This is a genomic window from Pantoea sp. (assembly GCF_032114055.1).
Taxonomy (GTDB): Bacteria; Pseudomonadota; Gammaproteobacteria; order Enterobacterales; family Enterobacteriaceae; genus Pantoea.
This window is the reverse complement of the sequence record NZ_DAMCTB010000007.1, coordinates 176,233-198,404: the sequence shown is the minus strand read 5'-3', so window position 1 is coordinate 198,404 and position 22,172 is coordinate 176,233. Positions and strand designations below refer to the sequence as shown.

21 protein-coding genes are annotated in these 22,172 nt (G+C 57.4%); 7 read left to right on the top strand and 14 right to left on the bottom strand.

Annotated features, from left to right (window positions below; all coding sequences use genetic code 11):
• Positions 1 to 79: 79 nt before the first annotated feature.
• On the bottom strand, positions 80 to 652 hold the full coding sequence (gene ppiA / locus RT657_RS13640) for a peptidylprolyl isomerase A (RefSeq protein WP_313655094.1): 573 nt from the start codon (positions 650 to 652) through the stop codon (positions 80 to 82).
• Between the two features lie 261 nt (positions 653 to 913).
• Here ppiA and tsgA point away from each other — a divergent pair, with 261 nt between their 5' ends.
• Positions 914 to 2,092, top strand: a complete 1,179-nt coding sequence (gene tsgA, locus RT657_RS13635; protein ID WP_313655093.1) for an MFS transporter TsgA — start codon at positions 914 to 916, stop codon at positions 2,090 to 2,092.
• A gap of 35 nt (positions 2,093 to 2,127) precedes the next feature.
• Here tsgA and RT657_RS13630 read toward each other — a convergent pair whose 3' ends face one another.
• Positions 2,128 to 3,405, bottom strand: coding sequence for a cytosine deaminase (locus RT657_RS13630; RefSeq protein ID WP_313655091.1), 1,278 nt, complete (start codon positions 3,403 to 3,405; stop codon positions 2,128 to 2,130).
• Between the two features lie 220 nt (positions 3,406 to 3,625).
• Between RT657_RS13630 and nirB the strand changes: the two genes are divergently transcribed.
• The 3 genes from nirB to cysG are packed head-to-tail and all read left to right on the top strand — an operon-like array spanning position 3,626 to position 7,900.
• Positions 3,626 to 6,166 (top strand): nitrite reductase large subunit NirB, encoded by a 2,541-nt coding sequence (gene nirB, locus RT657_RS13625; RefSeq protein WP_313655090.1) that lies wholly within the window; start codon positions 3,626 to 3,628, stop codon positions 6,164 to 6,166.
• On the top strand, positions 6,163 to 6,489 hold the full coding sequence (gene nirD, locus RT657_RS13620; RefSeq protein WP_313655088.1) for a nitrite reductase small subunit NirD: 327 nt from the start codon (positions 6,163 to 6,165) through the stop codon (positions 6,487 to 6,489). Before nirB ends, nirD begins: the two co-directional genes overlap by 4 nt.
• A 46-nt stretch (positions 6,490 to 6,535) precedes the next feature.
• The gene (cysG, locus tag RT657_RS13615) at positions 6,536 to 7,900 is read left to right on the top strand and encodes a siroheme synthase CysG (RefSeq protein ID WP_313655087.1); all 1,365 of its coding nucleotides are present in this window, start codon (positions 6,536 to 6,538) and stop codon (positions 7,898 to 7,900) included.
• A 57-nt stretch (positions 7,901 to 7,957) separates the two neighbouring features.
• On the opposite strand, the gene trpS is transcribed toward cysG, so the two are convergent.
• From trpS to pilM, 12 genes are all read right to left on the bottom strand, one after another.
• Positions 7,958 to 8,959, bottom strand: a complete 1,002-nt coding sequence (gene trpS / locus RT657_RS13610; protein WP_313655086.1) for a tryptophan--tRNA ligase — start codon at positions 8,957 to 8,959, stop codon at positions 7,958 to 7,960.
• Positions 8,960 to 8,975: 16 nt separating this feature from the next.
• Positions 8,976 to 9,653, bottom strand: coding sequence for a phosphoglycolate phosphatase (locus tag RT657_RS13605; protein WP_313655085.1), 678 nt, complete (start codon positions 9,651 to 9,653; stop codon positions 8,976 to 8,978).
• Positions 9,637 to 10,320, bottom strand: coding sequence for a ribulose-phosphate 3-epimerase (gene rpe / locus RT657_RS13600; protein WP_313655084.1), 684 nt, complete (start codon positions 10,318 to 10,320; stop codon positions 9,637 to 9,639). The genes RT657_RS13605 and rpe overlap by 17 nt, the downstream gene beginning before the upstream one ends.
• 67 nt (positions 10,321 to 10,387) lie before the next feature.
• On the bottom strand, positions 10,388 to 11,203 hold the full coding sequence (gene dam / locus RT657_RS13595; protein WP_313655083.1) for an adenine-specific DNA-methyltransferase: 816 nt from the start codon (positions 11,201 to 11,203) through the stop codon (positions 10,388 to 10,390).
• 93 nt (positions 11,204 to 11,296) lie between these two features.
• Complete coding sequence (locus RT657_RS13590; RefSeq protein WP_313655081.1) at positions 11,297 to 12,325, bottom strand: SPOR domain-containing protein; 1,029 nt, start codon at positions 12,323 to 12,325, stop codon at positions 11,297 to 11,299.
• 72 nt (positions 12,326 to 12,397) lie between these two features.
• Positions 12,398 to 13,486: a 3-dehydroquinate synthase gene (gene aroB / locus RT657_RS13585; protein ID WP_313655080.1), complete on the bottom strand. Its 1,089-nt coding sequence runs from the start codon at positions 13,484 to 13,486 to the stop codon at positions 12,398 to 12,400.
• Positions 13,487 to 13,524: 38 nt separating this feature from the next.
• Positions 13,525 to 14,046, bottom strand: coding sequence for a shikimate kinase AroK (aroK, locus tag RT657_RS13580; RefSeq protein WP_003852989.1), 522 nt, complete (start codon positions 14,044 to 14,046; stop codon positions 13,525 to 13,527).
• 362 nt (positions 14,047 to 14,408) lie between these two features.
• Positions 14,409 to 15,680, bottom strand: a complete 1,272-nt coding sequence (gene hofQ, locus RT657_RS13575) for a DNA uptake porin HofQ (RefSeq protein ID WP_313655079.1) — start codon at positions 15,678 to 15,680, stop codon at positions 14,409 to 14,411.
• Positions 15,616 to 16,002: a HofP DNA utilization family protein gene (locus RT657_RS13570; protein WP_313655078.1), complete on the bottom strand. Its 387-nt coding sequence runs from the start codon at positions 16,000 to 16,002 to the stop codon at positions 15,616 to 15,618. The genes hofQ and RT657_RS13570 overlap by 65 nt, the downstream gene beginning before the upstream one ends.
• Positions 15,992 to 16,480 carry a hypothetical protein gene (locus RT657_RS13565; protein WP_313655077.1) on the bottom strand — a complete coding sequence of 163 codons (489 nt, stop codon included), beginning with the start codon at positions 16,478 to 16,480 and terminating at the stop codon, positions 15,992 to 15,994. Before RT657_RS13565 ends, RT657_RS13570 begins: the two co-directional genes overlap by 11 nt.
• Entirely contained in the window at positions 16,473 to 17,018 is a 546-nt protein-coding gene (locus RT657_RS13560; RefSeq protein WP_313655076.1) for a PilN domain-containing protein, read from the bottom strand. Before RT657_RS13560 ends, RT657_RS13565 begins: the two co-directional genes overlap by 8 nt.
• Entirely contained in the window at positions 17,015 to 17,821 is an 807-nt protein-coding gene (gene pilM, locus RT657_RS13555; protein WP_313655074.1) for a pilus assembly protein PilM, read from the bottom strand. Before pilM ends, RT657_RS13560 begins: the two co-directional genes overlap by 4 nt.
• A gap of 116 nt (positions 17,822 to 17,937) precedes the next feature.
• Between pilM and mrcA the strand changes: the two genes are divergently transcribed.
• The 3 genes from mrcA (at position 17,938) to RT657_RS13540 (ending at position 22,168) form a co-directional block, all read left to right on the top strand.
• Positions 17,938 to 20,487 (top strand): peptidoglycan glycosyltransferase/peptidoglycan DD-transpeptidase MrcA, encoded by a 2,550-nt coding sequence (mrcA, locus tag RT657_RS13550; protein ID WP_313655072.1) that lies wholly within the window; start codon positions 17,938 to 17,940, stop codon positions 20,485 to 20,487.
• A gap of 556 nt (positions 20,488 to 21,043) precedes the next feature.
• Entirely contained in the window at positions 21,044 to 21,454 is a 411-nt protein-coding gene (locus tag RT657_RS13545; RefSeq protein ID WP_313655070.1) for a GNAT family N-acetyltransferase, read from the top strand.
• Between the two features lie 24 nt (positions 21,455 to 21,478).
• Positions 21,479 to 22,168 carry a LuxR C-terminal-related transcriptional regulator gene (locus RT657_RS13540; protein WP_313655069.1) on the top strand — a complete coding sequence of 230 codons (690 nt, stop codon included), beginning with the start codon at positions 21,479 to 21,481 and terminating at the stop codon, positions 22,166 to 22,168.
• Positions 22,169 to 22,172 lie beyond the last annotated feature (4 nt).

The following is a 22,172-nucleotide window of genomic DNA, read 5'->3' as shown; positions in this document are numbered from 1 at the left end:
TGCCCTAAGTATAAGAGCAAATTCTGGCTTTGCCGGAGGCGGCAGGGCTGTCACCCTCCGAAGAGGGCGACCAGAGGGCTTAAGGCAGGACTTTGGCGGAGAGAATAACGACCGGTTTGGACGGAACATTCTGGTAAGGCCCGACATCTTTGGTCGGCACCTGCGAAATTTTTTCTGCCACATCCTGACCTTTCACGATTTTACCAAATACGGCATAGCCAAAGTCGCGCTGTCCGTGGTCGAGGAACGCATTATCCGCCACGTTAAGGAAGAACTGACTGGTGGCGCTGTCTTTATCAGCGGTACGCGCCATTGAGATCGTGCCACGCAGGTTACGCAGGCCATTATCCGCTTCATTCTTAATCGGCGCGTTGGTCTGCTTCTGCTGCATGTCGGTGGTGAATCCTCCGCCCTGCACCATGAAGCCCGGGATCACGCGATGAAAAATAGTGTTGTTATAAAAACCACTGTTCACATAATCAACGAAGTTTTTTACGGAAACCGGCGCTTTCTGATTATTCAGTTCAAGTTCGATATTGCCGGCGGAGGTGGTAAGCAGAACGTGAGTGTCGCCTTTTGCGGCCAGCGCCTGGGCAGAAACGGAAGAGAGTGCTAACAGGGTGAAGGCCGCTGCTAAAGTACGTTTAAACATGAAAGATTCCTTACCTGGGAGAGCGGGCACAAAAACGTGATTGATTGTAAAGAGACTCTATTCTATGAGCCAGCGTTTTACCTATATTTACGCTGTGGCGGTAAAAGCCGGGAGCAAACGATAAACCGGGGCAACAGCGTGATTAAAATCACACATCACATGAAATATGGATCTCATATTTCACTGCTTGTTTATTAAGATCACAGTTCCGTTTACACTTTCTGACACTTTTTGGCACCCGGTTCTCAACAGGTTCAGAACATGACAAACCGTAATCGTATTGGCCTCACCTGGATAAGCTTCTTCTCCTACGCCCTGACCGGCGCGCTGGTGATCGTTACCGGTATGGTAATGGGCGATATCGCTAAAGATTTCCAGATCCCCATCTCCAGCATGAGTAACACCTTCACCTTCCTCAATAGCGGCATCCTGGCGGCCGTTTTCCTCAACGCCTGGCTGATGGTCATCGTGCCACTGAAGCGCCAGCTGATTTTTGGCTTCGTCCTGATGGTGCTGGCGATAATCGGATTGATGACCAGTCGCGATCTGACCGTCTTTTCGCTCTGCATGTTCGTGCTGGGCGTGGTCAGCGGCATTACCATGTCGATCGGAACCTTCCTGATCACCCATCTGTATGAAGGCCGTCAGCGCGGTTCACGCCTGCTGTTTACCGACTCCTTCTTCAGCATGGCCGGTACCCTGTTTCCGGTGCTGGCAGGCATTCTGCTGGCGCGTCAGCTGCCGTGGTACTGGGTCTATGTCTGCATTGGCTTTATCTACGTCGCGATCTTCATCATGACGCTGTTCGTGGAGTTCCCGGTGCTGCGTAAACCCGAGAACAGCCCGACGGTGGAAAAAGAGAAATGGGGTGTGGGCGTACTGCTGCTGGCAGTGGCGGCACTCTGCTACATTCTGGGCCAGCTCGGTTTCATCTCCTGGGTGCCGGAATATGCCACCAAAGTCATGGGCATGAACATTGATAACGCCGGACAGCTGGTTGGCAGCTTCTGGACCGCCTATATGGTCGGCATGTGGGCCTTCAGCTTCCTGCTGCGTTTCTTCGACCTGCAACGCATTCTGATGGTGCTGGCAGGCCTGGCTACCCTGCTGATGTACTGGTTCGTCAGCAGCAGCGATGCCGGCATGCTGAAATGGATTATCATGATTCTGGGCTTCAGCTCCAGCGCAATCTATACCACCATCATCACCCTGGGTTCGCTGCAGACCAAAGTGGCCTCACCGAAACTGGTGAACTTCATTCTGACCTGCGGCACCGTCGGCACCATGCTGACCTTCGTGGTGACTGCCCCCATCGTGGAAAAGAGTGGTGTGCATGCCGCTCTGGCGACGGCGAACGCGCTCTACGCCGTGGTGTTTGTGATGTGTGCCCTTCTCGGCTTTGTCACCCGTCACCGTTCTCACGGTCACGTCACGCACTAATCGTTCAGGGCGGCGTTCTGACGCCGCCCTGCCCGTTAACGCCGGAAGTCCACGCGCTCCCGCTCCCGCCAGTAAATCTCGCTCTCTGCCGGCTTTGTCTCTGCCACGACTGTGCCCCGGCGCAGCGAATAGCGCACCGGAACCTGCCTTCTTACCGCATCAAAACCACTCTCCGCAGGCAGAATCACCAGGCTGGCATCGTGGCCGACCTCAATGCCGTAATCCGGCAATTGCAGCGTTCTGGCGCTGTGGTGCGTAATCAGATCCAGACCCGCATTGATCTGCTCATAGCCCATCAACTGACAGACATGCAGTCCCATGTGCAGCACCTGCAGCATGCTGGCGGTACCCAGCGGATACCAGGGATCAAACACATCATCGTGACCGAAACAGACGTTGATCTCCGCTTCCAGCATCTCTTTTACCCGCGTAATGCCGCGTCGCTTTGGATAGGTGTCGAAGCGGCCCTGCAGATGAATATTGACCAGTGGGTTAGCGACGAAATTAATGCCCGACAGTTTCAGCAGCCGAAACAGCCGTGAGGTATACGCCCCGTTGTAAGAGTGCATCGCGGTGGTATGGCTGGCTGTTACGCGCGCGCCGTTACCATCGCGATGCGCCAGTGCCGCCACGGTTTCGACAAAGCGCGACTGCTCATCATCGATCTCATCGCAGTGCACATCGATCAGCCGGTCGTAGCGGTTCGCCAGCGCAAAGGTCTTATGCAGCGACTCCACGCCATACTCGCGGGTAAATTCGAAGTGGGGAATTGCGCCGACCACATCTGCACCCAGCCGCAAAGCCTCCTCCAGCAGCGCCTCGCCGTTGGGATAGGAGAGAATGCCTTCCTGAGGAAAGGCGACAATCTGAATGGTGATCCAGGGGGCCATCTCCGTCTTCAGTTCCAGCATCGCTTTCAGTGCCGTCAGCGACGGATCGGAGACGTCGACGTGGGTGCGGACAAACTGGATGCCATTGGCGATCTGCCACTTCAGCGTCTGCAGTGCCCGCTGTTTCACATCTTCGTGGCTGAGCAAAGCTTTGCGTTCGGCCCAGCGCTCGATCCCTTCAAACAGGGTGCCGGACTGGTTCCAGGCCGGTTCACCCGCCGTCTGCGTCGTATCCAGATGGATGTGCGGCTCAACGAAGGGGGCGAGCGCCAGGCCGCCTTCTCCGTCCAGGGCCTGCTCTGTCGCCAGGGACGGCTGCGACTGACTGGAAAGCCGCGAGATTTTGCCGTCGGCGATGTCGATTTGCCACAACCCTTTCCGTCCGGGCAAACGCACATTATTGATCCTGCCGGGTGACTGCATGGCTGATTCCTTATCCGATTAACCTGTGTGGTTAAAGCTAGCATGATTCATACCAGCAACAGCAGTGCGTGATAGTCCGCAAATTGCCCCCGCCTGTTAACTTAACGAAAATCAGACACCTACCTCTTAATGGGTATATGACATTGTGGTTGATGCATATCAATAAGCGTCAGAAACGGCGCGCTATTGTAGCCGCAGATATCGCAAATTTGAGGCAAAAATGAGCAAGCACAATGTCGTCGTTATCGGTAACGGCATGGTCGGCCACCGCTTCATCGAAGAGTTGCTGGAGAAAGCGGAACCCGACCGGTTTTCGCTGACCGTCTTTTGTGAAGAACCCCGTGTCGCCTACGATCGTGTCCATCTGTCCGCTTACTTCTCCCATCATACTGCTGAAGAACTGTCGCTGGTCCGGGAAGGCTATTACGACAAACATCAGGTCACGCTGCTGCTGGGTGAACGCGCCATCACCATTAACCGTGATGAGAAGCTCATTCACTCCAGCACCGGCCGCGCGGTGCACTACGACACGCTGATTTTTGCGACCGGCTCCTATCCGTGGATCCCGCCCATTCATGGGGCTGAAGGCAGCGACTGCTTTGTCTATCGCACTATCGACGATCTCAACGCGATTGAAGCCTGCGCGCGCCGCTGCAAACGCGGTGCAGTGATTGGTGGCGGTCTGCTGGGGCTGGAAGCAGCGGGCGCGCTGAAAAATCTGGGTATCGAAACTCACGTCATTGAGTTCGCGCCGGTGCTGATGGCGGAGCAGCTGGATCAGCAGGGCGGCGAACTGCTCCGCCGCAAGATCGAGCAGATGGGCGTGCGGGTACACACCGGTAAAAATACCCGGCAGATTGTACATCACGAGCACGGCGGCAAAACGCTGCAGTTTGCCGATGGCAGTGCGCTGGAGGTCGATTTCATTGTCTTCTCTACCGGCATTCGCCCACAGGACAAACTGGCAAAACAGTGCGGGCTGAGCCTGGGGCCGCGCGGCGGCATCGCCATTGATGACCAGTGCCGCACCAGCGATCCCGGCATCTACGCGATTGGAGAGTGCGCCGCCTGGCAGAATCGCGTCTACGGCCTGGTGGCCCCGGGATATAAAATGGCGCAGGTCGCCAGCGACCACCTGCTGGGCCGCGATAACGCCTTTACCGGCGCAGACATGAGCGCCAGGCTGAAACTGCTGGGTGTCGATGTCGGCGGCATTGGCGACGCCCGCGGCACCACACCGGGTGCGCGCAGCGTGGTCTGGCTGGATGAAAGCAAGTCGCTCTATAAACGTCTGGTGATCAGCGAGGACCAGAAAACCCTGCTGGGTGCCGTGCTGGTGGGTGACACCCGCGACTATGGCAACCTGCTGCAGCTGGTGCTGAATGCGATTCCGCTGCCGGCCAATCCGGAGGCGCTGATCCTGCCAGCGGGCAGCGGGGATAAACCGGCGATCGGCGTCGATTCCCTGCCGGATAGCGCGCAGATCTGCTCCTGCTTCGACGTCAGCAAAGGCGATATCGTCAGGGCGGTTCAGGGCGGCTCTCATACCGTGGCGGCGCTGAAAAGCACGACCCGCGCAGGCACTGGCTGCGGCGGCTGTATTCCGCTGATTACTCAGGTACTGAACAGCGAACTCAGCCGCCAGGGTATTGCGGTCACCAACCATCTCTGCGCCCATTTCCCCTGGTCACGTCAGGAGCTTTATCATCTGATTCAGGTGGAGGCGATCAAAACCTTTGATGAACTGCTGGCCCGCTACGGTCAGGGTTACGGCTGTGAAATATGCAAACCTGCGGTGGGTTCACTGCTCGCCTCCTGCTGGAACGAGTATGTGCTCACGCCTCAGCATGCGCCGTTACAGGACAGTAACGACCTCTATCTGGGTAATATCCAGAAAGATGGCACCTATTCGGTGATCCCGCGTTCGCCCGGCGGTGAAATTACGCCACAGGGCCTGAAGGCGATCGGAGAGGTCGCCGAACGCTACCGGCTCTATACCAAGATTACCGGCTCCCAGCGTATTGGACTGTTTGGCGCGCAGAAAGATGACCTTCCTGCGATCTGGTCACAATTGATCGACGCCGGATTTGAAACCGGTCAGGCCTACGCCAAGGCGCTGCGTATGGCGAAAACCTGCGTCGGCAGCGCCTGGTGCCGTTATGGCGTGGGTGACAGCCTCGGCTTTGGCGTGATGCTGGAGAACCGCTACAAAGGGATCCGGACGCCACACAAGATGAAGTTTGGTGTTTCCGGCTGCACCCGCGAATGCGCGGAAGCCCAGGGCAAAGATGTCGGCGTCATCGCCACGGAAAAAGGCTGGAACCTCTACGTCTGCGGCAACGGCGGCATGAAGCCCCGCCATGGTGATCTGCTGGCGGCCGACCTGGATCAGCCGACGCTCATCACCTATCTCGACCGCTTTATGATGTTCTACATCCGTACCGCCGACCGTCTGCAGCGCACCTCGCTGTGGCTGGAGAGTCTGGAAGGGGGCATCGATTATCTGCGCAGCGTGATCGTGGATGACAGGCTCGGCCTCAACAGCCAGATGGAAGCGCAGCTGACCGCCCTGCGCGCCACGGCCCATTGTGAATGGAAAACCGCGCTGGAGGATAACGCGCATCTGACGCGTTTCGCCCACTTTATCAACTCACCACAGCGCGATCCTGATGTGCAGTGGGTCGCCGAGCGCGATCAGCATCGCCCGGCACGCGTTGATGAACGTATCGCTGTGACCCTGATTGAGGAGACTGAACGATGAGCCAGTGGAATCCGGTTTGCCCGCTGACGCAGATCCTGCCGGCCACCGGCGTCTGTGCGCTGGTCAGAAATCAGCAGATTGCGATCTTCCGCCCGTGCGACGATGAGCAGCTCTATGCTCTCAGCAATATCGATCCCTTTGCCCATGCCAGCGTGCTGTCACGCGGCATTATTGCCGAACATGAGGGGGCGCTCTGGGTCGCCAGCCCGCTGAAAAAGCAGCGTTTTCGCCTCAGCGATGGCTACTGCATGGAGGATGAGACCCGCTCTGTGGCGGCCTGGCCGGTGCGGGTCAACGCCGGACAGGTAGAGGTCTGCCTGTAATGCCCTCAACAGCCTGCCTGCGCGGGCTTTTTATCAAGGACGCCTGATGGACTACTTTCCCCTGTTCTGCCGCCTGCAGGGCAGACGCTGCCTGCTGGTGGGCGCAGGTGACGTGGCGGAGCGAAAAGCCCGCCTGCTGCTGGCCGCCGGTGCCGATCTGTGGGTCGGCGCGACGGATTTCTCCCCTGCGTTCCGGCACTGGGCGCAGCAGCAGGCCGTGACGCTGCTGCATGGCCCTTTTGCACCGCACTGGCTGACAGGCTGCTGGCTGGTGGTGGCGGCCACCAGCGACAACGCCGTCAATCAGCAGGTCGCTGACGCGGCGGAAAAGCAGCAGATCTTCTGCAATCTGGTGGATGCCCCGCAGCAGGCCAGCGCCATTATGCCTTCCGTCATCGACCGTTCGCCGCTGATGGTCGCGGTCTCTTCCGGCGGACGTGCGCCGGTACTGGCGCGTCTGCTGCGGGAAAAGCTGGAGGCGATGCTGCCGCAGCATCTGGGCAAGCTGGCGCAGCGGGCAGGTGACCTGCGCGACCGGGTGAAAACGCAGTTTGCTTCACTTAACAGTCGCCGCCACTTCTGGGAGCGCTATTTCAACAGCGAGCGGCTGGCGCAGACGCTGGCAAACGGCGATGAGGATCGCGCCGCGCAGATTACGGAGGCGCTCCTGAGTGCCGATCCTGCCGTGCGTGGAGACGTGGCGCTGGTGGGAGCCGGTCCGGGCGATGCCGGGCTGCTGACCCTGAAAGGCCTGCAGCTGATTCAGCAGGCCGATGTCATTGTCTATGACCGGCTGGTTTCTGATGCCATCCTGAATCTGGTGCGTCGCGATGCCGAACGTATTTTTGTCGGTAAACGGGCCGGATATCACTGCGTGCCGCAGGAGGCGATCAATCAGGTCCTCTGTGAGCAGGCGCAGCGCGGTAAACGGGTAGTACGGCTGAAAGGCGGCGATCCCTTTATTTTCGGGCGCGGCGGCGAAGAGCTGGAGGCGCTGGCGCAGCGGCAGATCCCGTTCAGCGTCGTGCCCGGTATCACCGCCGCCTCGGGCTGTGCCGCCTATAGCGGTATTCCCCTCACCCACCGCGATCATGCGCAGAGCGTCAGGCTGGTGACCGGGCATCTGCAGAAAACGGGGTCACTCGCCTGGCAGACCCTGGCGGCGGAGCAGCAGACGCTGGTGTTTTATATGGGTCTGACCCAGGCCGCAGAGATTCAGCAGCAGCTCATCACGCACGGCATGCGCCACGATATGCCGGTGGCACTGGTGGAAAACGGCACCACGCCCCGTCAGCGCGTGGTGAGCGGGACACTCGACGAGCTGGAGGCACTGGCGGGTCAGGTCGCCAGCCCCAGCCTGATGATCATTGGCAGCGTGGTCGCGCTGCGTGAGACGCTGCGCTGGTTCTGAACCTGCAAATAAAAACGGCGGGCACCCTGCCCGCCGTCCTGTCTGTCGACACAGCCGTTATGGCATCGCGACAAAGCCCACCGCTTCATATACCTTCTTCAGCGTTTCCTGCGCCTGTGCACGGGCTTTGGCCGCGCCATCACGCATCACCTGCTCCAGCAACGCTTCATCGTTGCGGAAACGGTGATAACGCGCCTGCAGCTCAGAGAGCATGCCGGAGACGGCATCCGCCACCGCGCCTTTCAGGTGGCCATACATTTTGCCTTCGAACTCCTGCTCCAGCTCAGCGATGGTTTTACCGGTCACGCCTGACAGAATGTCCAGCAGGTTAGAGACGCCTGCTTTCTCTTTGATGTCGTAACGCACGACAGGCGGCTCTTCAGAGTCGGTCACGGCGCGTTTAATCTTCTTCACCACCGCTTTCGGATCTTCCAGCAGGCCGATAACGTTGTTGCGGTTATCGTCAGACTTGGACATTTTCTTCGTCGGCTCCAGCAGCGACATCACGCGCGCGCCGGACTTCGGAATAAACGGCTCCGGCACCTTGAAGATCTCGCCATAGAGCGCGTTGAAGCGATGCGCGATATCGCGGCTCAGCTCCAGATGCTGCTTCTGATCTTCACCAACCGGCACCTGGTTGGTCTGATAGAGCAGAATGTCAGCCGCCATCAGCACCGGGTAGTCGAACAGACCAGCATTGATGTTCTCTTCGTAGCGCGCGGATTTATCCTTGAACTGGGTCATACGGCTCAGCTCACCGAAATAAGCATAGCAGTTCAGGATCCAGCTCAGCTGCGTGTGCTCTGGCACATGCGACTGAACAAAGATGGTGCTTTTTTCCGGATCGATACCACACGCCAGATAGAGGGCCAGCGTATCCAGCGTCGCTTTACGCAGTGCAGCAGGATCCTGACGCACAGTGATCGCATGCAGATCGACGATGCAGTAAATGCAGTGAAAATCATCCTGCATCTGCACCCACTGACGCAGTGCTCCCATGTAGTTGCCGATGGTCAGTTCGCCGGACGGCTGTGCGCCGCTGAAAACGATGGGTTTCATACTTAAGTCCTGATATTTACAGCCCCAGAGCGGGCAATAGTTCGTCGAAAGAGTCGAGGGTTAAATCGGGCTGACTGGCGGCAATCGGCTCACCATAGTTGTAGCCAAAGGTCATGCCGACATTAGGCACGCCCGCCGCCTGCGCGGCCTGGATGTCATTACGGGAATCACCAATAAACAGCAACTCCTTCTGCAGCAGGCCAAAGGTGCCCAGCACCTTAAAGATCGCCGCCGGATGCGGTTTCTTAACCGGCACATCGTCGCCACCGATAATCAGCGCAAACGCATCGTCAATACCCAGTGACGCGAGCAGCGGTGCCACAAACGGCGTCGGCTTGTTGGTCACAATCGCCATCGGCAGCCCGGTGGCTTTTAACGCGGCCAGTGTCTCCTTTACCTGCGGAAACAGCGTACTGCCCGCCTCAACGGTGTCGGCATAGTGACGGTCAAACAACGCCCGGGCATCACGCTGCTCTCCCGGCTGCGGCTCACGGCCCAGCGCAAAGGTCAGCGCGCGGGCCATCATGATATCGGCACCGTTGCCAATCCAGGTTGAAACACGCTCAAGACCCGCCTGCGGCAGACGAAGGTCGTTCAGGGTGCGGTCAATCGCGTCGGCCAGGCCTGGTGCGCTATCCACCAGCGTGCCATCCAGATCGAACGCCAGCGCACGGATATCAGTGAAATGAGCCATTGGCTTTCTCCAGTTCGTTGCGCATATCGTCGATGACTTTTTTGTAGTCAGGATGACCAAAGATGGCAGAACCGGCGACAAACATGTCAGCCCCGGCAGCAGCGATCTCGCGGATGTTGTCGATCTTCACGCCACCATCCACCTCAAGGCGAATGTTGTAGCCGCTCTGATCAATACGTCTGCGCGCTTCGCGCAGCTTATCCAGCGTGCCGGGAATAAAGGACTGACCGCCAAAACCGGGGTTGACGGACATCAGCAGAATGATATCCAGCTTATCCATCACGTAATCAAGATAGCTCAGAGACGTCGCCGGGTTAAATACCAGGCCCGCTTTGCAGCCGTGCTCCTTGATCAGTTGCAGAGTGCGATCGACATGTTCGCTGGCTTCGGGATGAAAAGTGATATAGGTGGCGCCCGCTTTGGCAAATTCGGGGATGAGCGCATCCACCGGTTTCACCATCAGATGCACATCGATGGGGGCGGTGATGCCATAGTCGCGCAGGGCTTTCAGCACCATCGGGCCCATGGTCAGGTTAGGGACATAGTGGTTGTCCATCACGTCGAAGTGAACCACGTCACCTCCGGCCGCCAGCGCTTTGGCCGTGTCTTCGCCCAGGCGAGCAAAGTCTGCCGAAAGGATTGAAGGGGCCAGCAAATATTGTTTCATCCGATTCTCCCACTGTTGTGCGCCAGCCCTGCGGCTGGCGTAATGCGTTGGTCGCGGACGAAACAGACTAGCGATAAAGTGCCAGCAGTTCGTCGACCTTGGTGCGACCGGTTATGCTTCGGCTGATAGAACGCCGGGCTTTGACCACATGTAACACTGCATCCTGATACCACAGACGCGTCAATGCAGTGTCGTGGTTGGAAATCAGCACCGGAATCCGGTGCTCTGACGAGGCCAGTTCTGCTGCTAACGCCGCCAGATTTTCCTGCTCATGCAGGCTGAAACTGTTGGTGTGGTAAGCCGTAAAGTTAGCCGTTGCCGACAGCGGTGCATAAGGCGGGTCGCAATAGACTACCGATCCTTTACCGGCACGCTTCAGGGTAACATCGTATGATTCACAGACAAACGTCGCTTTCTGTGCACGCTCAGCAAACCATAACAGTTCCGCTTCCGGAAAGTAGGGTTTGCGATAGCGGCCAAACGGGACGTTGAATTCACCACGCAGGTTATAGCGGCACAGACCGTTATAACAGTGGCGGTTCAGATAAAGGAACAGCAGCGCACGCTGATAGGCGTCCGTACTGGCATTAAATTCAGCGCGATGCTGGTAATAGCAGATTTCGTTGTTACTTTCTGGCGTGAACAGCTGCTGCGCATCACGAATAAAATCCGACGTACGCATTTTAACGATGTTGTAGAGATTAATCAGGTCACTGTTGATATCAGCAAGATGGTAGCGATCGAATTCAGTGTTCAGGAACACCGAACCTGCACCAACAAATGGCTCGACCAGACAGTCGCCCTGCGGCAGATGGCGATGGATCTCTTCTACTAAGGGAAATTTCCCCCCTGCCCATTTCAGGAAAGCGCGATTTTTTTTCATGCTGTCGTGGTTATTACATCTTATTGTGAGGCTGTGGCTGAACCGACAGCAGATCTGCGCTTAAAACGGGGCCAGCAAGTGGCCCCACATCCGCTATTGGCTGGCTTCTTTCTTCACCTGGCTGACGGGTTTCACCCATGGTTTTTTCGCACGCACGTCCGCAGGCAGCGAAGCAACGGCCCGTTTAGCATCCGCTGGCGTTGCGTAGGATCCACTGACCAGCACGTACCACGGCTGACCACTGCGGGTGGTTTTGTAGACGTGGTAGCCACTCAGGTTCTGCTGTTTTGCCCAGGCATTCAGGCTTTCCGGTTTTGAAGCACCGCTCAGCTGCAGCGTGTAGCTGCCGCCTGGCAGGGATTTGCTGGCTGTACCGCTACCAGCGACAGAAGTGGCAGGCGTCCGCGCTGGCGTCGTATGCGTTCTGCTGTCACGGGTCGCCGGCTTCGTGGCAGTGGCCGTTTTATGCGATGACTCGTGCGCCGGACGGGCCGCTGTATTGGTTCTGTTTGCCGGCTGGCGGCCCGGTGCGGTGACCGGATTGGCTGCGGTGCCGGATGTGCCCGCCGTGCCGCTGACGGTCGCCGGCGCGGTTGGCAGAGAACTGCCACCCTGTGAGCCGGTTGCGGCGGTATCGACCTGCTGCTGCTGATTCGTCAGCGCACTGTTGAGATCGCCTGGCAGCGTCACGCGCTGCTGGTTCGCGGGCGCATCAACCGGTGCCGCCTGGGTCGGCGTGGCGGCAACAGGCGGCATTGAGATGTCGCGCGGTGCGTCAGATCCGCTATTTGCGCTGGTCGCCGGGCTGTTTTCAGCCGTAGCCGGACTGGTCTGCGTACCAGACATGGAGGAAGAGCCGGTCAGGTCGATATTTTTCTCGCTGCCAGAACCGCCACCCGCCGCCGGGGCGTTAGCCGCCGTGGTGGATTTCTTCTCATCCGGGCCATTCAGAGCCGATCCAATGCCCAGCACGAGTAACAACAGGACCAGGATCCCGACACCCATCATGATACGCTGGCGCGAAACCGGTGCTCTGGCTGCGGTAGACGACTTACGAGGGCGCGAGGGACGGCGGTCGCTGGCGTCAGGTTTTAACTCATCTTCCGGTTTAAACTCATCCATTTTGCCTCCTCCGTAAAGCGGCATTCCGCACTGCGCACCCTGCGCGCCGCGTCACCACTCAACTGCTTAATCTCAGGGTTGCTGACAATCGTTAATTGCAGCCAGCACCATATCATGTGCCACGCCGCCACGCACTTCAGAGCGGCCAATCGACAGCGGGAGTATCAGCCGCAGTTCGCCCGCCAGGACTTTTTTATCGCGCATCATGTGCGGCAGATACATCTCCGCACTCATCTCCTGCGGCCCGTGCACCGGTAAACCGGCGCGCCGTAACAGGGCGATAATGCGTTCTGTCTCTTCAGGCCTGAACTGTCCCAGACGTTCTGCCGTGCGCGCCGCCATGACCATGCCTGCAGCAATCGCTTCGCCATGCAGCCAGTTACCGTAGCCCATGTGCGCTTCGATCGCATGGCCAAAGGTATGGCCCAGATTCAGCAGCGCCCGCTGACCGTTCTCACGCTCATCGGCAGCCACAACATCCGCTTTCAGTTCACAGCAGCGACGGATGCAGTAGGCCAGCGCCTGTTCATCCAGCGCCAGCAGCGCATCGAGATTCAGCTCCAGCCACTGGAAAAACGCGCCATCAAGGATGATGCCGTATTTGATGACTTCAGCCAGACCGGACGCCAGTTCACGTACGGGCAGCGTCTGCAGACAGGCGGTATCAATCACCACCGACGCGGGCTGATAAAACGCGCCGATCATGTTTTTGCCCAGCGGATGGTTAACGGCCGTCTTGCCGCCGACCGACGAGTCAACCTGCGACAGTAAGGAGGTTGGCACCTGAATAAAGCGGACGCCACGCTGATAGCTCGCCGCAGCAAAACCGGTCAGATCGCCAATGACGCCGCCGCCTAAAGCGACAAGCGTCGTATCACGACCGTGCGGTTTTTGCAGCAGTGCGGTAAAGACCTGATCCATCACGGCCAGCGTTTTGTATTGCTCGCCGTCGGGTAAGATCACCTGATCCACCTTGACCCCCGCCGCTGTCAGCTGCGCTATCAATGACTCAAGATAGAGCGGAGCCAGCGTCTGGTTTGTCACCACCATGGCGTTTTCACCCGCCTTCAGCGGCCAAAAAGAAGCCGGATCGTTAAACAGTCCGGCGGCGATAGTGATGGGGTAACTGCGTTCCCCCAGTGAGACGGTGATCTTCTCCATGATGCCCGATACCTGTTAAAAAGCCTTCGAACGTTGGATCAACTTTTTTCCAACATGTGGATAATCTGATTCGCCACCACTTTTGCACTCTGATCATCAGTGCGGATGGTAACATCGGCGATCTCTTCATAGAGCGGATTACGTTCACCTGCCAGGGCTTCGAGCACTTCACGCGGCGGCGAATCCACCTGCAGCAACGGACGTTTTTTGTCACGCTGGGTGCGCGCCAGTTGCTTCTCGATGGTGGTTTCAAGATAAACCACAACACCGCGGGCGGAGAGACGATTACGCGTTTCCCGGGATTTGACGGAACCTCCGCCTGTCGCCAGGACGATGCCTTGCTTCTCGGTCAGTTCGTTAATGATTTTTTCTTCGCGATCGCGAAAGCCAGCTTCGCCTTCGACATCAAAAACCCAGCCCACATCCGCTCCGGTGCGTCGCTCAATTTCCTGATCGGAATCGAAGAACTCCATGTTGAGTTGCTGAGCCAACTGACGGCCAATAGTGCTTTTGCCGGCACCCATCGGCCCAACCAGAAAGATATTGCGTTTCTCTGCCATTTTGTCGGTATTACTAAGAATTCGTTAATGATACCCCGCGTTCAGCATTTGCTGGCGGGACAGGAACTGAGACCTCATGAGCGTTAGCAAGAGTCAGATGAAAAATTATCTCAACACTCAAGGCTGTTTGGCAACCGATTATATTGCCTTCAGCACATCCATTTCTGGATTGGCCTGTGTTCGCGAAACTGTAACGCGCCAGCGCTGCGTCTTTATAACGCGGCTTACAGAGGAGTTGACTAATCTGCTTGCCAGGTTTTACCCGGCATAGACGGTTACACCGTATTGAAAATCGCTAAACCTTGTAAGCTAATTCCTCTCCTGCGTCAACGCAGATGGCCCTAAGGAACACATTTTCCGTTTTATCCACCCGTAAGCGCTGATTCCCTGACCAATCGCGGTGTAATGAAGATGACCAGCTCTCTTTTTTTGCGCTGTTCCCTATGCTGGCGGAACAGTCCGCCAATGAACGGCACATTCCCCAGTAGCGGCACCTGATTCTGTCCACGCGTGCGCTGCTGCTGAAAGATACCGCCTAACGCCAGCGTTTGCCCGTCACTGACTGTGACCTGAGTCTCAATTTCCTGTTTATCAATGGATAAAATGTCGCTGTCGCCGGTTCGGATGCTGCGACCCGGCATATTCTGACTGATGTGAATTTTCAGCTGAATGCGACCATGACCGGAAATAGCGGGCGTAACCTCCATGCCCAGCACGGCTTCTTTAAACTCAATGCTGGTAGCCCCGCTATTTCCCGCCGACACTTCGTAAGGGATCTCGGTGCCCTGCTTAATCGAGGCGGTCTGCTGATGCGAGGTAAAAAGGCGCGGACTGGCGATGATTTCGATCTGGTTCTCCTGCTCCAGCGCACTGAGTTCCAGATCCAGAAGCCCACCGCCGATGCGCGACAGCGCCATTCCCACGCTGATGCCCGGTGAACTGACCGCCAGCGGAATCTCCAGCCGGGGATGATGCAGGAGGCGGGTCACTGCCGCCTCGCCCGCCTGCAATCCCCACTTCACCCCCAGTTCCTGCAGATGCTCCTCACTGATGGTCACGATATGCGCCGAAAGCTCAATCTGCTCCAGCGGTCGATCCAGCGCCCGTATCCAGCGTTCTGTCTCATTTAACGCAGCCGCCGTATCGCGCAGCAGCAGTGCATTGGTGCGTTTGTCGATCGTCGCACTGCCACGCGGGGTCATTAATGTCTGCCGCTCATTCAGCAGACTGGCATGAACTTCACTGGCGCTGGCATAGCGCAACATTACGCTACGCTGCTGCAAAGGGCGCTGTTGTAAGGCTGCCTGCTGCTCAGCCTCGCGCGCCTGCTGCTGTGCCTGCTGCCAGCCAGCCGGATAGACCATCAGGACATTGTCCTGCTCGATAAGCGTCAGCTTTGCCATACGCGCGACCAGATCCAGCGCCTGATGCCAGGGCACGTTATCCAGCCGCAGCGACAGCGTTCCTTCCACCTCCGGCGCAATCATCAGGTTGACCTGCTGATAATCCGCCAGCGCCTGCAGAATGCGCGCAACCGGCGCATGGTCAAACGTCAGGCTGAGGGGCTCCTCATCGGCGGCGTAAACCGGCAGCAGGCCACCCAGGGCCATCAGCAGCAGGGCTATCCTTGTCATATAAACGTCCTTTTAAAGAGAGCCGGGTCTGTTGTGCTTCACAGCTATCCGGTACTGCGAAAGTGATACTGTGGCGACTGACAGCCACAGGCTGCCAGGGATCCACCAGAAATGGCTTGCCGCTGAGGACCCTCACGCTCTGCCCCTGCGGGGTCAGCAGCCAGGCATGAAAATGCGCCTTGCGTCCAACGATTCCCTGTAGCCGCCAGCCAGTCAGGGGCGCAACCGCCGCCCTGCAGAGCGACGGCGCGGCAGGCCGGAACGGGTCCCGCGCCAGTACTCCGCCACAGCAGAGCAACAGGATCAGCAGGCTACGGCGCATCGTCAGGCTCCAGCCAGAGCTGCGCGACCAGAAACTGCGGCTGTGAGCGCAGCTGAAAATGGTGCGGAAAAGGCGCATCACTGCCGGCAAATCCGGCAAACAGTGACTGAAATGCCGGCCACTGCAGATGCAGCGTCAGCGTGCGCGAAGCAGCATCGGGCTGCCACGCTTCAAGCTGGTTATGATACGTCGCCAGGATCGCGTCGACGGCGCCGTCCGGATCGGGCCTGGTGCGCTGCATGGCCTGCAGTTGCGTCTGCAACTGCGCAATAGCTGGATGCTGTTGCCACTCTTTCTGGCGTTGCTGCAGATTAAGGGTTAACCGTGACAGCGCCTGCTGTTCCGCGAATAGCGCCTGCTGCCGGGGCCGTAACCCAGCCAGCCCGAAGAGCAGCAACAGCCCGGCAGAGAAGACCGCAAGCAGGGCGTAACGTGGAATGGCAGCCATCTGCCACCAGCGATTCCACCACTCAATCATCTTTTACCTCCCTCACTGCAAGCCGCAACGAGAACTGATAAAGGCCATCAGACTGGCGCTTTACCGCGCCCTGCGTCACCTGATCAAACAGGGCGACGGTCGTTAACTGCTGCCGGAATTGCCGGATCGCCGTCATCTCCTGCGCCATTCCTTCCAGCGTCAGACGCTGGTCGCGCTTCTCCAGCCAGGTCAGCCAGACGCTGTCGGGCAGTAAGGTGGGTAAAGCCTGCCAGAACAGCTGCCAGGCAGCCAGCTGTGCCCGCTGCCTGCGCTGCTTCGCCTGCTGCTGCTGCACGACCGCGAGCTGCGCCAGCAATGCTTTCTGCTCCGCCTGCTGCGTTATCAGATGATCCAGGGCTTGCTGCTGCACACTGACAGCCTGCGCGACATGCTGACGTGCCAGCTGAATACGCCAGATCTGCTGCATCCCCCACACCAACAGGCTGACAATCACCAGTAACAGCACCGCCAGGCTCTGTCGCTGCTGCTGCTGCAGACGCCGCTGCCGCCAGGGCAGCAGATTGACCGCCCTCGTCACCGCATGTCCTCACGCAATGCCAGACCCGCTGCCAGTGCAAATATGCCGGGATTTTCCGGCAGAGGCGGCTGCTGATAGCGAAACAGATCGAAAGGCGAAAACAGAACAGCGTCAGCCGGCAACACTGACTTTTCGCCTGCACACCAGACGACAGCGGGTGCGTCAGGAAAGGCCTGCTGCTGAAGTGCGCCGGGCGTGGCGAACTCGGCGGTATCGGCAGCAGTATGCGCATCACTCCAGAGCCAGCGGTCATCCTGATGCAGGGCCAGCACTGCGCCCGGCTGCCATGCTGCCTGCCGGACCAGCCGCCTGAGCGAGTCGGTCGTGAGTTCAAAAATCTGCGGCGTTAACCCCGCCTGCAGCAGGGGCGCCATCCACTGATCGATGATCTCCAGCCGTGCCGCCGTTACGCAGAGCTGATCGCCCTGTGCATCCGGGCAATAATCCAGCGCCAGCGCAGCAGGCTCCAGCGGGAAGAGACGGCGCGCGGCCGCCCGCACGTAGTGTCCCAGTGCGGGCTCCTTCAGCGGCTGAGCAGGCAGCGGAAGCTGACGCTGCAGCACCAGCCGGGCGGGCAGTGCGACCCGTAATGAGTAACGTCGTGGCAACCGCTGACGCCAGGCAATTAAGGCCGCCACTAATTCAGGTGAAGATTGCAGCACGCCGTTTCTTAACGTATCTTGCGGCAGCCGCTGCTGCCACCAGTGGCGTAGCTGCCAGCCATCACGACGAGGCTGGAGGGCCAGGGCGCAAATCTGCCTATTCTGAATATCCAGCCCAATTTGCCAGGTATGAAAAGCCATCCGCGCGATCTCCTTATCGTCCGGGAAAATGGACATATCAAAGCGTCTGGCTTGCCTTTATACTACCGCGCGGTTGTTTATAAACTGCTCAAACGACAACAGATGGGAAATTCCAGGTGAAGTTCGTAAAGTATTTATTGATCCTTGCAGTGTGTTGCATCCTGTTGGGAGCTGGCTCGATTTATGGTTTATACAAATATATTGAGCCACAGCTGCCTGACGTCAATACGCTGAAAGATGTGCGTCTGCAGACCCCTATGCAGGTTTACAGCGCCGATGGCGATCTGATCGCGCAGTATGGCGAAATGCGCCGTATTCCTCTGACGCTGCAGCAGGTTCCTCCTGTGATGGTAAAAGCGTTTATTGCAACCGAAGACAGCCGCTTTTATGAGCATCATGGTGTAGATCCGGTGGGGATTTTCCGTGCGGCCAGCATTGCGCTGGTTTCCGGCCATGCCTCACAGGGTGCCAGTACCATCACGCAGCAGCTGGCCCGTAACTTCTTCCTGAGCCCGGAACGCACACTGATGCGTAAGATCAAAGAAGCGTTCCTGGCGATCCGCATTGAGCAGTTACTGAATAAAGATGAGATCCTTGAGCTTTATCTGAACAAGATCTATCTGGGCTACCGTGCTTATGGTATCGGCGCCGCCTCACAGGTCTATTTTGGTAAGCCAGTTGATCAGCTGTCCCTCAGTGAGATGGCAATGATTGCCGGTCTGCCAAAAGCTCCATCAACCTTTAACCCGCTTTATTCGCCGAGCCGTGCCCTGTCACGCCGCAACGTTGTGCTGGCACGTATGCTGGATCAGCATTACATCACCCAGCAGCAGTATGACGAAGCCCGCAACACGCCGCTGGTCGCGAAATATCACGGTCCGGAAATCGCCTTCTCTGCGCCCTATCTCAGTGAGATGGTGCGCCAGGAGATGGTGAAGCGATACGGTGACAACGCCTACACCGACGGCTACAAGGTCTATACCACTGTGACCCGTCGTCTGCAGGAAGCGGCCCAGACATCAGTGCGCAATAACGTCATGGCCTACGATATGCGTCATGGTTATCGCGGTCCGACCCGTGTGCTGTGGAAAGTGGGCGAACCGGCCTGGGATCAGACAAAGATTGAGAACACGCTGAAGACGCTGCCGGTTTACGGCCCGCTTCATCCGGCCGTGGTGACGGAAGCGCGTAGCGATGAAGCCACCGTGATGCTGAAAGATGGCAGCAACGTGTCACTGGCATTAGCCGGTGTACGCTGGGCGCGTCCTTACAAGTCTGACACCGTGCAGGGCCCGACGCCAAAAAGCGTGACGCAGGTGCTGCAGGCCGGCCAGCAGATCTGGGTGCGTAAAGTGGGCGACGACTGGTGGCTGGGCCAGGTGCCGGATGTCAACTCGGCGCTGGTTTCACTGGATCCCAATGATGGTGCGGTGCGCGCACTGGTAGGCGGTTTCGCCTTTAACCAGAGCATGTTTAACCGTGCAACCCAGGCGCTGCGCCAGGTCGGTTCTAACATCAAGCCCTTCCTCTACACTGCCGCAATGGACCGTGGGCTGACGCTCGCCTCAATTCTTAACGATGTGCCGATTTCCCGCTGGGATGCCGGTGCCGGTGCCGACTGGCGTCCTAAAAACTCACCGCCAACCTACGACGGTCCGATTCGTCTGCGTCAGGGTCTGGGTCAGTCGAAAAACGTGGTCATGGTGCGTGCGATGCGTGCGATGGGTGTGGATTACGCCGCAGAGTATCTGCAGCGCTTCGGTTTCCCGGCGCAGAACATCATTCACACCGAGTCGCTGGCGCTGGGCGCCGCCTCGTTCACGCCGCTGCAGGTGGTACGCGGTTACGCCGTGATGGCGAACGGTGGTTTCCTGGTGGATCCCTACTTCATCACCCGGATTGAGAATGAACAGGGCAACATCGTGTTCGAAGAGAAACCGAAGATCGCCTGTCCGCAGTGCAATCTGCCGGTAATCTACGGCGAAACGAAGAAAGCGCTGGCGCTGAACGAAGAGAGCGTTGAGAACGTGGCCGCCTCAGACAGCAATCAGAATCAGGCGTTGCCACAGCCTGCACTGGAGCAGGTGCCAGCTCAGTCACAGCAGGGCGGACAGGCGTATGCGCCTCACGTCATCAACACCCCGCTCAGCTTCCTCATCAGGAGTGCGCTGAACAGTAATATCTTCGGCGAACCGGGCTGGATGGGTACCGGCTGGCGTGCCGGCCGTGACCTTAAGCGCAATGATATCGGCGGTAAAACCGGTACGACCAACAGTTCGAAAGATGCCTGGTTCTCGGGTTACGGCCCGGGTGTGGTGACCTCGGTCTGGATCGGTTTTGACGATGCGCGCCGCGATTTAGGCCGCAGTACGCTCTCCGGGGCCATTCCCGACCAGATTTCGGGCTACGAAGGTGGCGCGAAGAGTGCGCAACCGGCATGGGATGAGTTCATGAAGAGCGCGCTGGAAGGCGTTCCGGTACAGCCGTTAACGCCACCGGATGGCGTAGTTACGGTCACTATCGACCGCAGCACCGGCAAGCTGGCCAATGGTGGGGGGAATACGCGTCAGGAGTACTTCATCAATGGCACCCAGCCAACCGAATATTCGGTTCATGATGTGGGCACCACCATTATGGATAATGGCGAGAGTCACGAGCTGTTCTGACGTAACCGCTGAGATGTAAAATAACCTAAGCCGATCGCTCTGACGATCGGCTTTTTTTACGTCACGATTTCATGGCGCATGAGTTTAGAAAAAAGCTATGCCACGCTACTTTTCGCCGCTGCCCCTATTCTCTTCTGCCGATAGCAGGAGATATCAGAAAAGCGATAACACGCCTGTGGCGTGTCACGGGATTCAGGGGAAATTGCAGGCGAAAGAAAGAATAAAGGCTGAGGTTCAGCGACAGCACGCATAAAAAAATGCCGCCCACCTGAGTGAACAGCATTTTTTCAGCCTTACATTATAAGGCAACAGGCGTCCTGCTTAATTGTGGTGACCACTTTAAAAGCCAGGCGCATTTTATTATATTGCTGAAATATCGCATTTCCCTGGTGCCAGCTGATTAAAAAAAGTGCATGGCAACACAATACGTCTGTCCAGCATAATAGTTACCGCTTCGGATAACAGGGGTGAGATTGGCTCTTGCGCCTCGCTTTTTATCGTGATAAGAATCCTCTCAAATTGGTGTTGTTTAATTATTTGCGGAAACTATTTATATATGGAAATTAAAATTGGCGACGTGCCTGACCAGAAGAGTGAAGAATATATTATTCAGCAGCTCTGGCAGCATAATAGCGGTTTCGCTGACATCAATATGAAAACACTGAATGTTCTCCTGTATGACGATGAAAAAAATATTCAGGGCGGCCTGTTAGCGCATACCTGGTGCGGTACGCTGGATATTCACTACTTCTGGATAGCTGAAGCGCAGCGCATGCATGGCACAGGACGTCAGATGATGCAGGCAGCGGAAGAGGAGGCACGAAACCGGCACTGCCACATGGCAGTGGTAGACACATTGAGCTTTCAGGCTCGCGGTTTCTACGAGAAATTAGGTTATCGCGTCTACGGTGAACAGGAAGGCTACGCAGAGCGCTATGCGCGCTACTATCTGGCAAAAAGATTATAATCTGAAGCATTTCAGCGAGGTGCCATGGATAGCCCCTACCGTAGTATTGATGAGTTTATCGGCCCATTTGCCACAACAATGGATCTGTTACCGACCCCGTGGGGTTTTAAGGATGCGACGTCACAGCATCTTTATATGAATGAAGCGGCCAGGATGTATACGGCGACACCTAAAAACTATCGCTTAGAGGGAAAGAAGGACAATGAGTTTCCTACGCCCTGGAGCGACTGTGCCGATCAATTCTGCGAGCACGATCAGCAGGCAGAAGCGGCAAAAGGCAGTGTCGCCGTGATAGAAACGCATTACTGGTATGGAAATAACTACCTCTCCCCTTTTATCAGCGAAAAATACCCGGTATTTGACCACAATAAGCAACTGCTGGGCTGTATCTGGAATGCGCGTCCGGTCGATAATCTCTCCGCGATGCGCCTTATCGATCAAAAGAAGTCGTCCGTGCTGACCACGCGGCTGGCGCATCCCCTGTTTACCTCCGCCGAACTGGACGTCATCTTCCTGCTGCTGCGGCGGTTTAATGCCAAAGAGATCGCGCGTATCTATAACCTCAGCGTAAAGACCATCAGCAATCGCATCACGACGCTTTATCAGAAAGCCGGGGTGCATTCGCTTCAGCAATTTGAGAGCTACTGCTATGCAGAATCGCTGGAAAGTTATCTGCCAGAACGCTTTCTCAGCGCTGGCGTTATTTTTATTTAAATCG